This is a genomic window from Bifidobacterium aemilianum, assembly GCF_003315635.1.
GTDB lineage: Bacteria > Actinomycetota > Actinomycetes > Actinomycetales > Bifidobacteriaceae > Bifidobacterium > Bifidobacterium aemilianum.
The window spans coordinates 1-498 of the sequence record NZ_PDCG01000055.1 but is presented as its reverse complement, the minus strand read 5'-3'; the positions used below and the strand labels follow the sequence as shown (position 1 = coordinate 498).

Here is a 498-nt window from a genome sequence, read left to right as displayed (position 1 = left end):
CCCGGCTCGGCTCGGGCCGTCACCCCACACCGGCCGCCGCCCGGCGCGTATTCGCACTGATGGATGAGGAACCCGCCGTTCGCGAGAGCGAGTACGGCAAGCAGGTGGACGGATTCACCGGCATTGCCGCCAGCGGGCTCTCCTTCACCTACGCCCCGTCAACGCAGTCGGTGCTGGACGGAATCAATCTGAGTGTGGAACCGGGCACCATCATCGGAATTCAAGGCTCGAATGGAGCCGGCAAGTCCACCCTCATCGACCTGTTGTTGCACTTCCGAGAACGCACGGACGGACAGCTGACAATCTCCGGGCAGCCGATCGAGCAGGTTCGTCCCTCCTCCCTGCGAGGGGTGGAGACGCTGGTGAGCCAGGAAACGTTCATTTTCTCGCAGTCCCTGGCAGACAACATCTCCATCGCTCGCCCCGAGGCTAGCCGGGAGGAAGTCGAGGCTGCAGCCCGTCAAGCATGTCTGGATGATGTCATCAACCAACTGCCGC

Annotated in this window: 1 protein-coding gene; it reads left to right on the top strand. The window is 63.3% G+C overall.

All coding sequences use genetic code 11. The features are described from left to right. The coding region (locus CRD60_RS08385) for an ATP-binding cassette domain-containing protein (protein WP_130473096.1) at positions 1–498 on the top strand (498 nt) is incomplete at both ends.